We start from the raw sequence: 12,627 nt of genomic DNA on the forward strand, positions 1-12,627 counted from the left end.
TTTCCCATGACGCATACGCCTCCGCTTTTCGTCGCCTTCACCGGGGCGGACGATCCCTCGCTTCTGCCCGGCATGATGGCGCTTGGCGCGCGCTATCCCATCGAATGGGGCATGCTGCTGGATGAGGCGCAGGAGGGCGCGCCGCTGTTCCCAGATGCCAGGGCGCGGGCGCAGATGCTGGCCGCGCCGGGGCTGCGCTGGGCGGCGCATGTCTGCGGCGATCAGGCCCGGCGGATCGCCGATGCGCCCGATAGCGCCACCATCGATCTGCAAGGCTTCACCCGCGTGCAGGTCAACCACGGTTTCGCCGGATCGAGCCCGGAGCAGATCGCCAACACCATCGCTTTTGGACGCCGCAAGGGCCTGCGCGCCATGCTGCAAACGCTGGGCGATTTCCCGCAAGAACCCCGGCTGGACTGGTTGTTCGACGTGTCCTTCGGGCGTGGCAACCGGCCCGCGCAATGGCCTGCGCTGGATCTGGCGGGCCCCTTCTGCGGCTATTCGGGCGGCATCAATCCCGACAATGTGGCCGCCACGCTGGAGGCCATCGCCGCCCCGCCGGAAGCCGCCTACTGGATCGACATGGAATCGGGCGTGCGCAGCGAAGGCAGCTTCGATCTGGCCAAATGCGAGGCCATCTGCCGGAGCGTCTATCCGTGAGCCCGCAGCACCGCATCATCCTCGACACCGACCCGGGCATCGACGACGCCATGGCTCTGCTGTTCCTGCGCCACCGGCCGGATGTGCGGATCGAGGCGATCACCACGGTTTTCGGCAATGGTGGCGTGGATCTCACCACGCGCAACGCCCATCTGCTGACGCGCCGCTTCGGGATCGAGGCGCCGATCCATCCCGGCGCCGATCTGCCGATGGGCATGGCGCGCCGCAAGCTGGCCACCCATGTCCATGGCGCCGATGGACTGGGCGATGCGGGGCTGTCGCAGGGGTTCGGAGCATCGCCCGAAGCAGAAAGCGCTGCCCAAGCCATTGTGCGACTGGTGCGCGCCCATCCCGGAGAGATCAGCCTGCTGGCCATTGCACCGCTCACCAATCTGGCGCTGGCCCTTCAGTTTGATCCCGGCATTGCTCCACTGGTGAAACAGGTCGTGGTGATGGGCGGAGCCTTCGGCTTTGCCGGGCGGCGCGGCAATGTCTCGCCCGTGGCGGAGGCCAACATCGCCAACGATCCCCATGCCGCCGATCTGGTGCTGGGCGCGGTCTGGCCGGTGACGATGGTGGGGCTGGATGTCACCTCTTCCTGCATTCTCTCGCAGGCCGCCGCCCGGCTGATCGCGCAGCAGGGCGGCGCGAATGGCCAGTTCCTCTGGGACATCTCCCGCAACTATGAGGCGCTCTACCGCGAGCATGACGGGATCGATGGCTGCTGCATCCATGATGTGGCGGCGGCGGCCTGTCTGGTGCGGCCCGACCTGTTCGAGACGGTGTCTGGCCCGATCCGCGTGGCGACCGAAAGCGTGGCGATCGGCGCGACCCTGCTCGAACCCGATGACCAGACCTTTCCGCCCGGCGCATGGGATGATCGGCCCTCGCACAAAGCCTGCCGCGCGGTGGATGCGCAGGCGCTGATCGCGCTCTATCGTGACACGCTGACCGGAGCAGCCACGCAGTGAGGCAGCGGATCGCCGGGGCGCTGATGCTTGCCCTTGGCGCAACGCCCTTGCAGGCCGCCGACCGGCACCAGGCCTATGCGCTGATCGGCATGGCCGTCATCCCGCCGGGGGCGAAGGCCGATGGGCTGGAAGTCGGCGGCCTGTCGGGCCTCGATTACGATCCCGTATCGGGCGGCTGGTTCCTGATCTCTGACGATCGCTCCGAACATGGTCCGGCGCGGCTGTGGCGGGCGCGGATTGCCTATGACCATGGCCAGCCGCCCGGCATCGATGGCTTGCATCCGCTGTTCCTGCATCGCGAGGATGGCTCGCTTTTCCCCGTACCCGGCACCGGCGGCGAGGCCTCGGATGCCGAAAGCATCCGTGTGGCATCCTTCGGCACAAGCCTGATCTGGTCCAGCGAGGGCGATGCGAAGGACGGCTTCGGCCCCTCGGTGCGGCGCGCGCGGCTTGATGGGACACCGCTGGGCAAGATGCCGCTGCCCGCAAACCTTGGCTATGATCCGCAGCGGCATACAGGCCCACGCGCCAACCTGTCTTTCGAAGGTCTGGGCTTTTCTGCACATGGCCGCCAACTGTGGCTTTCGGTGGAGGCGCCGCTGCAGCAGGACGGGCCGCTGGCCAGCGCCACGCAAGGGGCCATGGTGCGCATCACGAAACTCGCATGGCCATCGGGGCGCATGATGCGCCAATTCGCCTACCCCATCGACCCTATCGGCCCCTTCCCCGAGGGCAAGCTGGCCGACAATGGGGTGAGCGAAATCCTTCCCCTTGATGCACGCCATCTGCTGGTGCTGGAACGCTCAGGCGTGGAGACCGGCAAGATGGATTTCCGCTATCGCAGCCGGGTCTATTGCGCGGTGACCGATGGGGCCAGCGATGTGGCAAGGGTCGCCTCTTTGCGCGATGGCGGGTTCAAACCGATGCGCAAGACGCTTGCCATCGATCTGTCCGCCCTGCCCATCCCGGCGGTCGATAATGTGGAGGGCATGGCGCTGGGGCCGGTTTTATCCAACGGCCATGCCAGTCTGGTTTTCGTCACCGACAACAACTTCGCCGCCAATCACCCGACCCAATTGATCGCTTTGGAGATCAAGGCAAAGCCTGCCATCATCGCCAAGACCCTCTGCGGCACGTAAACCTCCCGGCGGAAGCGGCAGCGGACAAAGCAGCCGCCTCCGCCGGAACCTGCTCAGAACTTGGCCTGAAACGATGCCGTAAAGGTGCGCGGCGCCCCCACGAAATAGCGTCCCAGCGAGCGCCCCGGCAGGCCGGTTTCCGTGGCCGTCGCCGTCGCGCTGGTGACCGAGCCGATGTAGCTGGTGTTCAGCAGATTATCGACGTTGAGCTGCACCGAGGCATTCTTCAGCGGGCCATGCTTGGCCAGACTGTAACGCGCCGAAAGCCCCACCAGCGTGTAGCCCGGGATGCGCTCGATGGCGACTTCCTGATAGGTGGTGGGCGCGATGATATCGCCGCCCACCCGGCTGCTGATATGGCTGACATTGGCCTGAAGGCGCAGCGGCTCGATGGGCTTCAACGTTACTTCGGCATAGAGGCTGTTGCGCGGGATATCGCGCACATCGCTGCCCGCGATGATGCCCACCGAGGCCAGATTCTTGCGGTCCAGCGTGCCCACGGCGGCATTGTCGTAATGCGCGCGCTGGTAGGAATAGGAGGCGTAGAGATCGACCCATTTGTAGGTCGCCAAACCGCTGACCTCCACACCATTGGTCGACTGGCCCAGGATCGAGGCGGCGCGCGTCGCCACATTGCCGCGCTGGATGTCGATGGGGTCGGTCACGGTGGGATCGTTGGGCACGATGCCCACGCCATTCTTCAGATGCACATGGTAACCCTGCACCGAAAAGGCATAATGACTGCGCGTGTAGCGGATGCCGCCATCATAGTTGATCGACTGCAGGGGTTTCAAATCCCCCGGCTGGATCACCGCTGTCGAGCCGAGGAAGGCATCCTCCGAAATGCCCGAGAAGTTCTGGGCATAGCCGCCGAACAGCTCCCAATGGTCTGCCGGTTTCAGGCTGAGCGCGATCTTGGGCTGCACCGGAGAGGTCTGCACGAAATCCAGCTTGGCCGAATATTCCAGCGGCGAGCGCGCCTTGTAGCGGATATGATACCAGGTGATCCCGGCATCCAGCCGAAGCACATCGGGGATGATCTGGAAGGAATCCTGCCCGTAAAGCTCCAGCGTGGAGATCGAGGTCCAGCGGTTGTAGGCGACATAGGAGGGCGTGCCGCCCTTCCAGGCCAGCGTGGTGGTGCTGGGGATGATCTGGTAATAATCGCGCTCCTCCGTGGAGGTGCCGCCATCGTACCAGGCGCCGAAACGCAGGGTGTTGCGCGGGATCAGATCGCTGATCTTCAGCTCGCCGGTGGCGCCGTAGCGCTCGCGCTTGCGCGGGGTGACGCGCATATCGGCGGGGCCGCCATAGACATTGGGGTTCGATGTGGTGACCAGCGCGGGGCGGATCGCGCCGCCCGTGGCATTGTAGCCCGTCACCGCATAGGGATCGCTGCCGGTCAGCTGGCGATGCGCGTTCTGATAGCTGAGCGAATAGCCGTCCAGCGTCTGGTAATAGGGGTTGGCGGTGAGGGTCACATGGTCGCCCAGCACCGCCTTGCCGTTGATATAGGCCAGAAAGTCGCGCCGCGCGCCGCCGAAGGTGCCACCGTAGTACAGATCCTTGTTGGGGATGCCCGTCAGCACATCGTTGAGGCCATCGCCCTTGGGGTTGGCGCGGAATTGCGGCAGGGTGACGATGTTGAAATCATTGTCGAACTGGCTGTTGTACGACACGCGCGCCTTCAGGAAGGAGCCATTGTCGAACAGCTTCACCGCCTTGAACTCGCCATGGTCGCGGTAGGAGCGGCGAGCGTTCGGGCCGGCCCAATTGTCGTTATACTGGTGCGAGAAGCTGCCATACATGGCGATGTTGCCCGGCAGCGTGCCGGTATCCACGCGCAGATATTCGCGGTGGTAATTGTAGCTGCCCACGCCGCCCTCGCCGGTAACGGTGAAGGTCTTGGCCGGATCGTCGGAGCGGAAATCGATAAAGCCGCCCAGCGCGAAGCGTGAGGGCGCGCCGACATCGCCCGCGCTCTGCGAGACGACAATCGTGCCGATGTTGCTGGATTCGATAAAGCGCTGCGGCGGCGAACCGCCGTTGAAACGCGCGTCGCCGGTGGGGATGCCATCGAGCGTGAAGCCGATCTGCTCCTTGCTGAGGCCGCGCATGAAAATTTCAAACGAGAAGGAGCCACCGCGCGCATCGCCGGTGGAAACCTTCACGCCGGGAACCTTTTCAAGGCTTTGCGTGATATCCGCGCCCAGGGGGCGGTCATCGATATCGGCGCGGTCCAGCTGAAAGGTGGCGCGCGCCTTGCCCGCGCCCAGCTTTTGCGCGGTGACGATAATGTCGCTGCGGGGTGCCTCGGCGGGTGCATCCTCCGCCTTGGCAGTCTGCGCGCCCGCCAGAACCAGCGCCACGCAAGAGGCTGTCTGCAGCCATCGTTTATCCAGTCGAGAAATCATCATGCCCCTTTCCGCGAGCCGCTGCGACTCGCCGCTGATGCTCATCTAGCGCTCAATTAAGACAATCATGTAACGTTTCACTTGTTTTTCATATCGGCTGGGCGTAGCAGTCGCAACACGTTTTTGCAGGCGCTGCGTCAGGCGCCCCATGGGCCGAAAGGGAAGCCGCACCATGTCGCTCCGGACCTCCATCGCCTTGATCGGCTATGCGACAATGGATTTCATCGCGCAGGCCGACGGAGCGCTGCTGCCCGAGGGCACCAACACCATCCGCACCGCCGATCAAGGCTGGCCGCGCATCGGCGGCGGCGCCATCTATGCCGGAGAGGCCCTGTTGCAGGCTGGCCATAAAACCACGCTGATCGCCAACATCGGCGCCGATGCGCCGGGCGCCACCATGATCGAGCATCTGCGCCAGCGCGGCTTTGCCAGCGATGCCATCGTGCAAGACCCGGCCAGCCGCACGCCTGTCTGCGTGCTGATCAATCGCCCGGACGGCCATTATTGCTGCTTTCTGGATCGCGGCAGTTCCGTTGAAGCCAGCCTGTCCGCCTCGCAGAAGGCCGCCCTTCGAAACGCCGACTGGATCGTCATATCCGCCGGGCAACGCGGCATGGCCGAAGAAGCGCTAGACCTGATGCGGGTGGATCAGAAGCTGGCGTGGATCGTCAAGGCCGATGCCATCTGCTTTCCCGAGACCCTGCGTGACGCGCTGCAACACAGGGCCGGGGTCATCTTCCTGAACCGTCATGAACGCGATTTCCTCGGATCGCACCAAAACGGCTTCCCCGCGCACCAACTGGTGTTCGAAACCGATGGCGAGCGCGGCGTCCATATCCATCACGAAGGGCAAAGCATCACACTGCCCACAGCCATGCTGGACACGATGGACACCACCGGCGCGGGCGACACCTTTGCCGGGGCGACCCTGGCGGCTCTTATTGCGCATGGCGATGACGTGGAGCAGGCTGCATGCGCCGGGCTGGCCGCCGCAACAAAGCTGCTGGCGCGACGGCCAGCGCACTGACGGTGTACGCTGTCGGGCCCGGATGATGATCGCCTGGGCCCAGGCCGTCCAAGGTGACAAACCGGCTGGCCTTCCCTAGAGGGGGGGCTCCTGAAAATCCCGGGATGCTGATGACACCTGTCGATGACAAACACGCCGCGCAGCCCATCATCATGGCGGCGCTGGAGCTGATCGCCGCCCATGGCCTGACCGAGCTGACCCTGCGCCCCCTTGCCGAGACCGTGGGCATGAGCCTCAATGCCCTGACTCAGGCCATGGGCTCAAAGGAACAGCTGGTGGCGCAGGTCGTCGCCAGCGCCATGGAGCAGGACAGGCGCTTCCGTGAACACTGGCTGGAGCGCCTGCACGCCATGGCGCCGGTCGGTGCTGGCCTGCGCGCGGTGCTGGCCGCGACCATGCTCGATGACTGGGTGGTCAAACACCGTCCCCTCGCCAGCCTGCTGATCGATCTGGTGCAGGAGGCCGGGCGACAGGAAGGCTGCCCCGAGGCCCTGAGCGCATGGCTGGATGAGGTGGGCCTGTTCTGGGCGCAGGTGCTGTTCGGTGATCCCCGCCAGGCCGATGCGGCACTGGGCTATATGCTTGACGAGGCCGGCTTCTCGCTCTTCGCCCATGGCGATCCGGCCTATCGCATGCTGCGCGCCCTGTGCCTGCACCGCTTCACCGGCGGCATCTATCCCCAGCCCGACGAAGACATCGGCAGCGGCCGCCATCTGGAGCAATGGATCGCCGCGCTGGCCCCCGACCAGTCCTATCCCGACACGCCTGACCGCAGCAAGCGCGGCCTGATCGCCGCGGAGGCCGGGCGGCTGATCGTGACGCAAGGGCTGGAGGCGCTGACCCATCGCTCGGCGGCGGCGGCGGCGGGCGTGCCTGCCTCCACGGTGGTCTATCATTTCGGCACGCGTGACGCGCTGATGGTCGCCGCCCTTCACGCGGTTGTCACGAACTTCCGCCATGGGCTGGCGGAAACTTCCGGGCAGCCGCGTCCCTTCCATGCCAATTATGCTCACTCGCGCGATCTGGTCAGGGCGACCTCGATCATCGCCATTGCCGCCGCCCGGCACCCCGGGCTGGCGCATCACGCGCTCGACATGCGGCGGCGGCGCGGCGAGAACATCGTCACCCCGGTGCTGTGGGATATGGGCCTGCCGGAGGGACGCATCGCGGATCGCACCACATCGCAGGTCGCCTCGGTCACGCTGTTCGGCATGCGGATGGTGGCCATGGCGCGCGGGGTTGACGAGGATCAGGTGCTCAAGGGCGCCTTCACAAAGCTGGCGGAGACCTGCCGCTAAAATCCATGGCCTGCCATGATGCGGGAGGACACCCCGCCCAGCCGCGCGGAGTTGCTGGCGCTGTCACTGCCCAGCTTCGTCTTTTCCGGCTATGAGCTGGCGCGCAAGACCTATCTGCCCGTGCTGCTGGCCGGCGCCGCCGGGCTCGATCTGGCGCGAACCGGGCTGATCCTCACCATCGTCCATGGCTGGAGCATTCTGGTCGAGGTGCTGTTCGGCATGATCTGCGATCTGGCGCCCGATCCGCGCTGGCGCCGCAGCTTCTGGATGGCGACAGGCACGTTGCTGCAACTGCTGGGCGGCGCGGTGCTGTGGCTGGCGCCGGTGCATGGCAGATCGGTGTTCCTCTGGCTGCTGGGGCTGCTGCCTTTGGCCAGCGGCTGGGTGCTCTCCAATCTGGCGCATGGCGCCTGGGCGCTGGAGCAGGCCAGCGGCGTGCTGGCGCGCGGGCGGATCTTCGGCGGGCGGGCTCAGGCGGGGATGGCCGGGTCGATCCTTTTCGCCATGGCGGTGCTGTGGAGCCATCACGCCAGCAGCGGTTTGGCAGGCGCGCGGCTGGACGATTTCTATGTGATCCTGCTGCTGACGCTGATCGGCGCGCCGCTGGTGCATGGCTGGCTGATCTGGCGCGTGAAGGAGCGCGGCGGCGGCCCTTCCTCCGCCAGCGCCGCGCCCCGGCTCGATTGGGCGGGGGTGATCAAGCCTTTCAGGCTCTGCATCGCCTCCCCGGCGGATCGGCGGCTGGCGAGCCTGTTTCTGCTGGTCGGCGTGCATATGGCGGTGATCGGCGGCAGCTTTCTGTTCATCGCCCGGCACCGTCTGGCCCTGCCCGATTGGGGCACGCCGGGCATTCTGATGCAGTCTCTGGCCGCAATGGTGGGCACCGGCGTGGCGCCGGGGTTGCTGAAACGCATGCCGCCCTTGCGCATGCTGGGCGTGGTCTTTGCGCTCAATCTGGCGCTGGCTCTGGCGCTGCCCGTGTTGCCGGTGGGGCATATTGTGCCTCTGCTGGGGTGGTCGGCGGGGACGGGGGCCACCATGGCGGTGGATTTCATGCTGCTGCGCGTGGTGCTGGGGCAAAGGCTGGACCGCGACCGCCTGCGCGATGGCGATGCCCCCGCCGCCGCCTTTTACGCGGGCTTTCACCTGCCGCTCAACATCGGCGTGATGCTGGGCACCGCCCTGCTGTTTCGCGGCATGGCATGGACGGGCCTGAGCGATCACGGCGTCGCCCTGACAGGGCTGACCTGCGGCCTGGCCGTGCTCTGCCTGATTCCGGCGCTGGGCTGCGTGTTCGCCCTGCATCAGGCGCTGCTGGCGGAGGATCAGTCGCATCCTGCCCGGCACATACTGAACAGTCGTATTTTTATAATGATAAAAAGCCTGATATAAACTGAACATTCGTCTTAGAATTGTCATCTCCCGCGCATAGTCGGGCCCCGACGCAACTTGGGGTATCCGAATCATGACCAGTCTTCGCCGTCGCGGTGTTGTCACGCCCGCCTTGCTGCTTGCCGCCACGGCCCTGAGCGCTGTGCCGATGATCGCCCATGCGGCCGATGCCGCGCCTGCTCCTGCCGCCGCTCCGCAGGCCGATGGCCAGCCCGCGCTCGACCAGATCGTGGTCACCGCCGAGCGTCGTCAGGAAAAGATGCAGAACGTGCCGATCTCGATCCTCTCACTGAGCGGAGAGGCGCTGCAGAACAGCGGCTATCAGTCGCTGACCGACCTGCAATACACCACGCCGGGCCTCACCTATGACCCGACCTCGGGTGCCGCCTTCCAGATCCGCGGCGTGGGCTCCACCTCCTTCGACTTTTCCAACGCCAAGTCGGTGAACGTGGTGGTCGACGATGTGGTGATGGACGCCCAGCGCGATCTGGGCATCACCGGCCTGACCGATATCGAGCGCGTCGATGTGCTGATGGGCCCGCAGGGCACGCTGTTCGGCAAGAACTCCACCTCGGGCGTGATTTCGATCACCACGGTGAAGCCCAAGCTGAACGAGTTTTCCGGCAAGGTCTACGCCAGCTATGGCGAGCGCAACGACCGCACCATCAACGGTACCGTCAACATCCCGCTGGGCCACACCGCCGCGCTGCGCCTGAGCGCCTTCGATGTCGGGCAGGACGGCAAGGGCCGCTATGTGACGCTCAACCGCAATCTGGGCCGCGTCGATGAATTCGGCGTGCGCGGGCGCCTGCTGTGGCAGCCCATCGACGATCTGGAACTGATCTTCGCGGGCGAATACACCCATCATTACGACACGTCCGTCCGCACCGCCGTGGGCGGCCCCGCCGGCACCAGCTTTGCGCCCACCGCCGCCGTCACCGCCGCGCAAATCGCCCATGGCGTGACGCCGGGGCCGCAGAACGTGGACACCGCAGACGGCTTCCTCGGATCGATCAACACCACCAACAAGGGTGGATCGCTGCATGTCGCCTACAAGCTGGGCGATCACACGCTGACCTCGATCACCGCCTATCGCGAGACGAAGTATGGCAACGACACCCCCGCCGATCTGCTGCCCAACGATGTCTATTCCTATCTGGCCTACAACTCGGGCCGCCTGAAGACCGAGAAGTTCAGCGAGGAAGTCCACCTCGCCTCGCCCACCGGCGGCTTTGTGGAATATCTGGTGGGCGCCTTCTACAACCGCCTGCATGCCGATCAGACGCAGGCCCAGTGGGGGCCGCTGGGCACCAGCCCGCTGATCGTAAATGGTTCGGTGGTTTCGCCGCTTTATGCCAACACCGGCGCCAACGATCCCGTCACCGGCCAGTTGCTGGGCAATACGGTGGAGTTCAACGCCCATAATGAAACGCTGGCGGGCTTCGGCCAGTTGAAGTTCAACCCCACCCCGCGCCTGAGCCTGACGCTGGGCGGGCGCTACAACTATGACCGCAACGATCAGCGGATCAGCTATTTCAACATCGATCCGGTCTCGATCTTCGGCCAGTCGGTGAATTTCATCGCCACCGGCACGGCCCCCACCGCCGATTTCCGCTATGGCGTGAAGAGCAGCCGCCGCTTCACCTATCGCATCGCGCCGACCTATCAGCTCAGCAAGGATGTGATGCTTTATGCGACCTATTCCACCGGCTACAAGCCGGGCGGCATCGCCTTCGTGGGCAACAAATACGATCCCTATAACCCGGAATCGGTGAAGAGCTGGGAGATCGGCGAGAAGGGCGAATTCTTCAACCACCGCCTGCGCGTCAATTTCGACCTCTTCACCTCCTCCTACACCAATTTCCAGGCGACGGTGCTGACCCCGGTCTCGACGGGCGTGGGCGGCTTTATCCTGGCCTCGGCCATCGGCAATGCGCCGGGGCTGCGCAGCCGCGGTTTCGAGGCGCAGGTGGCGGTGAAGCCTACGCGCAACCTCTCGCTGTCGGGCGCGGTGACTTATACCGACGCCAAATTCACCAATTACGTGGCCAGCACCACCGCCAATTACACCGGCACCCGCCTGACCAACGCCCCGCAATGGATGGCCAACATCGGCGCCGACTACAATGCTCCGGTGACCAGCAAGATCAATCTGAAGGCCCATCTGGAATACAGCTACCGCTCCAACCTGCAGACGGTGACCGGCGCCATGCTGGGCAACATCACCGCGCCTGCCGTGAAGAATGCCGATGGCACCTCCACCCCCAACGCCAGCTATTCCTATGTGCCCGGCTATGGTCTGGTGAACGGGCGCATCACGCTGGCCAAGGCCGATGATGGCATCGAGGTGGGCGTCTATGCCCGCAATCTGTTCAACCAGTATTTCTCCACCGGCTGGCAGATCTACGGCGCGCTGGGGCTGCTGCATTACACCTCGCCCGATGCCTATCGCACCGTTGGCGTCTTTGCCCAGATGAAGTTCTAAGCGCCCTCCCGGGAGAGGATATTCTCATGAAAAACAAAGGCTTTTACGCCGGGGCCGCGATGGCGCTGGGCATGATGGCAATGGCCGCCCATGCCCAGAACCAGAGTGCCCAAAGCCATGACGATCTGAAGATCAACCAGATCCAGATCGTGGGCACCCACAACTCCTACTCGCAGGGCGTCGATCCGCAGATCATGGCGATGGCCGATGCCATCATCGGCCCGCGCCTCTCGCAAATGACGGCCAAGATGCCGCCAGAGGCCCGTGCGCAATATAAGGAATACCACCCCAACGAGGTCAGCATGCCCGAAGCGTTGAACTATCGCTACGGCACGCTGACCAGCCAACTGGACTCAGGGATGCGCAGCCTTGAGCTGGATCTCAACCGCGATCCCGAAGGCGGGCGCTTCCTGCATCCCGCCGCCTATGAGGCCGCCAGGGCCAGGGGCATCCCGGAAAACCAGCTGCTGCCCCATGACAAGACCGGGCTCGACAAGCCCGGCTTCAAGGTGATGCATATCGTCGATTTCGATGTGCGCTCCAGCTGCAATCTCTTCACCGATTGCCTGGCCGAACTGCGCCGCTGGTCGGATGCCCATCCGGGCCACGAGCCGGTCTTCATCCTGCTGGAGGCCAAGAGCGATCCCATTCCGATCTTCCCCGGCTCCAAGCCGCCCCTGCCCTTCACCGCCCAATCCTTCGACGAGCTGGACGCCGATCTCTTCCGCGTGATCGGGCGCGACAGGATCGTCACACCCGATCAGGTGCGTGGGCGTTATCCCACGCTGGAGGCCGGGGTGAAAGCCGGCAACTGGCCCAGGCTGAAGGATGCGCGCGGCAAGTTCGTCTTCCTGCTGCTGACGGCTTTGGACACAAACGGTCTCTCCGGCTATGTCGGCGGCCATCCCAATCTGGAAGGGCGTGCGGCCTTTCTGGAATCCAGACCCGGCCAGAGCTACGCCGCCTTCCTGCTGATGGACAATGCCACCTTGCGGGCCAGGGAGATCCCCGATCTGGTCCGCCAGGGCTATCTGGTGCGCGCCCGCGCCGATATCGAAACATGGGAAGCCAAGGCCCATGACCTGACCCGCGCCACACAGGCCTTCGCCAGCGGCGCGCAGATCGTCTCGACCGATTTCTACAAGCCCGGGAACGCCTATGGCACGGATTATGTGGTGCGGCTGCCGGGCGGCGGCGTGATGCGCTGCAATCCGGTCAATGCGGCGCAAGCCTGCCAGTAA

9 protein-coding genes are annotated in these 12,627 nt (G+C 64.9%); 8 read left to right on the plus strand and 1 reads right to left on the minus strand.

The genetic code is table 11. The features are described 5' to 3' along the window. The first annotated feature begins 6 nt into the window (after nucleotides 1–6). From SR3_RS01305 to SR3_RS01315, 3 genes are read left to right on the plus strand one after another with little or no spacing between them, the layout of a single operon-like run. A complete protein-coding gene (locus tag SR3_RS01305) occupies nucleotides 7–660 on the plus strand; it encodes a beta/alpha barrel domain-containing protein (protein WP_068079814.1) in 654 nt (217 codons plus the stop codon). After that, nucleotides 657–1,631: a nucleoside hydrolase gene (locus SR3_RS01310; protein WP_218018737.1), complete on the plus strand. Its 975-nt coding sequence runs from the start codon at nucleotides 657–659 to the stop codon at nucleotides 1,629–1,631. The genes SR3_RS01305 and SR3_RS01310 overlap by 4 nt, the downstream gene beginning before the upstream one ends. Beyond that, nucleotides 1,628–2,770, plus strand: coding sequence for an esterase-like activity of phytase family protein (locus tag SR3_RS01315; RefSeq protein WP_068079819.1), 1,143 nt, complete (start codon nucleotides 1,628–1,630; stop codon nucleotides 2,768–2,770). Before SR3_RS01310 ends, SR3_RS01315 begins: the two co-directional genes overlap by 4 nt. A 53-nt stretch (nucleotides 2,771–2,823) precedes the next feature. Here SR3_RS01315 and SR3_RS01320 read toward each other — a convergent pair whose 3' ends face one another. Further along, complete coding sequence (locus SR3_RS01320) at nucleotides 2,824–5,187, minus strand: TonB-dependent receptor (protein ID WP_245653687.1); 2,364 nt, start codon at nucleotides 5,185–5,187, stop codon at nucleotides 2,824–2,826. A gap of 169 nt (nucleotides 5,188–5,356) precedes the next feature. On the opposite strand from SR3_RS01320, the gene SR3_RS01325 reads away from it, so the two are divergent. From SR3_RS01325 to SR3_RS01345, 5 genes are all read left to right on the plus strand, one after another. Then, a complete protein-coding gene (locus tag SR3_RS01325; RefSeq protein ID WP_068079821.1) occupies nucleotides 5,357–6,211 on the plus strand; it encodes a carbohydrate kinase family protein in 855 nt (284 codons plus the stop codon). 104 nt (nucleotides 6,212–6,315) lie between these two features. Next, nucleotides 6,316–7,509: a TetR family transcriptional regulator gene (locus SR3_RS01330; protein WP_068079824.1), complete on the plus strand. Its 1,194-nt coding sequence runs from the start codon at nucleotides 6,316–6,318 to the stop codon at nucleotides 7,507–7,509. A 15-nt stretch (nucleotides 7,510–7,524) separates the two neighbouring features. Beyond that, complete coding sequence (locus tag SR3_RS01335) at nucleotides 7,525–8,901, plus strand: MFS transporter (RefSeq protein WP_068079826.1); 1,377 nt, start codon at nucleotides 7,525–7,527, stop codon at nucleotides 8,899–8,901. A 73-nt stretch (nucleotides 8,902–8,974) separates the two neighbouring features. Continuing rightward, a complete protein-coding gene (locus SR3_RS01340; RefSeq protein WP_068079827.1) occupies nucleotides 8,975–11,386 on the plus strand; it encodes a TonB-dependent receptor in 2,412 nt (803 codons plus the stop codon). 26 nt (nucleotides 11,387–11,412) lie between these two features. Then, complete coding sequence (locus tag SR3_RS01345) at nucleotides 11,413–12,627, plus strand: Ca2+-dependent phosphoinositide-specific phospholipase C (RefSeq protein WP_218018738.1); 1,215 nt, start codon at nucleotides 11,413–11,415, stop codon at nucleotides 12,625–12,627.

It is taken from the genome of Novosphingobium rosa NBRC 15208 (assembly GCF_001598555.1).
GTDB lineage: Bacteria > Pseudomonadota > Alphaproteobacteria > Sphingomonadales > Sphingomonadaceae > Novosphingobium > Novosphingobium rosa.